The sequence below is a fragment of the Geminicoccus harenae genome (assembly GCF_019800005.1).
GTDB lineage: Bacteria > Pseudomonadota > Alphaproteobacteria > Geminicoccales > Geminicoccaceae > Geminicoccus > Geminicoccus harenae.
In genome coordinates this window covers 1-1,475 of the sequence record NZ_JABGCL010000146.1, presented here as the reverse complement: position 1 = coordinate 1,475, position 1,475 = coordinate 1, and the positions used below count along the sequence as shown (strand labels likewise).

The window sequence follows — 1,475 nt, the reverse complement described above, 5'->3', positions numbered from 1 at the left end:
GACCAGCGGTGGATAGGCAGGTCGTCCAGTCGGTGACCGACGCATGGGCTGCAACAATGCCTCGATCGGCAGGATCGAATCACAGCAGCACGGCTAAGGCCAGGATTTCGCGGCAGTCTCCGGTGGCCTGCAGGCACTTAAGGCCAGCGCATGAGGGAAATGATCGTCCAGGATTGCCAGGGAATCACAGCATCCCTGCACCAGGTCAAGCGGGCCTTAAGTCCATCAGCCAAAGCTGGTGAAGATGTTCAGAGCGCCGCAGGGTTCGCGGCTTGCCGTCGCCCGCCCCGCGCAACCGGCCATGCCGCCGTACGATGGCGATAATGTGGAGTTTTATAGACCTCGTTGCACCTCGTCCCATCCTACCGGCTCGGCCATCGCCTGAATCCATCACGTCATGGTGCAAGCAGTTCCTGGCGACGAGGAGGCGGGATGGATGCACGCACACCCGGCTGAGCCCGCGGTGGCCTCCTGGCCATCGCCCCTGTGAGGTTGGATCCGGCTCTACCAGGCGATCGGCAACGCCGGCATCGTCTGCCGCCGCTGCGGCATCTCCTGGCCGACGCTGCGCAAGTGGTGGCAGCGTCATCGCGGGAGCGGCCTTGCCGGTCTGGAGAGCCGCAGTTCCCGGCCACACCGCTCGCCAGGACGCAAGGTGTTCCAGCAGAAGGAAGCCCTGATCCTGGACCCGAGCCGCGGCCGGCGGCTCGGATCAAGCGCCTGCACAACCAGCTGATCCGCAAGCATACCCTCAAGCTTAGCACTGATACCATCCACAAGGTCCTGGCCCACCACGGCGAGCGCTACCTCAAGCGCCGGCCGCTACGGCGCAAGGGCACCAGGCGCTATAGCCGGCTTGTCCCGGGTGACCAGGCGCAGGTCGACTTCTGCAAGACTGCGCCGAAGCTCTACAAGTACACCGCGATCGACGACTGCTCGCGCTTCCAGGTCATCGGCCTCTATCCACGCCGCACCGCCGCCAACACCGTCCACTTCCTGGAGCGCGTGCTGGAGGAAATGCCGTTCGCCATCCATCGGCCAGCAACAGCGCGGTCGATCCAACGCCGTAGGCGCCGAGCTCACAAGACCTCGGCGGGCGCATCCAGGCCGATCGTGGTCAGGCGTTGTTCACCTACTAGAGCATTTCAGGTTTAGGTGTACGGTCCCGGGATGTGGTGTGACGGATCGAGCCTGAACCGGTCGGGCTCTTTTGCCCAGACCTGGCAGATGAATTCGTAGGGGGTCAGGCCGCGCAGGGTCTTGAGCCGGCGGGCGTGGTTGTAGGCGTCCACGAACAGCTGCAGATGGACCCGGAGCTGTTCATGGCTGTCGTAGTGGTAGCGCTTGACGGTAGCGTCCTTGATCGTGCGGTTCATGCGCTCGACCTGGCCGTTGGTCCAAGGGTGGTTCACCTTGGTCAGGCGGTGCTCGATGCTGTGCTCTGCGCAAACCCGGTCGAAGATGTGGACGAAGGC

The 1,475-nt window shown here is 64.0% G+C and carries 1 protein-coding gene and 1 pseudogene; one reads left to right on the top strand and one right to left on the bottom strand.

All coding sequences use genetic code 11. The features are described 5' to 3' along the window. Positions 1 to 496 precede the first annotated feature (496 nt). A pseudogene (locus HLA95_RS28745) lies at positions 497 to 1,053 on the top strand (helix-turn-helix domain-containing protein); the annotation flags it as partial. Positions 1,054 to 1,151: 98 nt separating this feature from the next. Here the strand turns inward: HLA95_RS28745 and HLA95_RS27290 are convergent. Then, positions 1,152 to 1,475, bottom strand: a 324-nt coding sequence (locus tag HLA95_RS27290) for an integrase core domain-containing protein (protein WP_222184643.1), incomplete at its 5' end; no start/stop codon positions are given.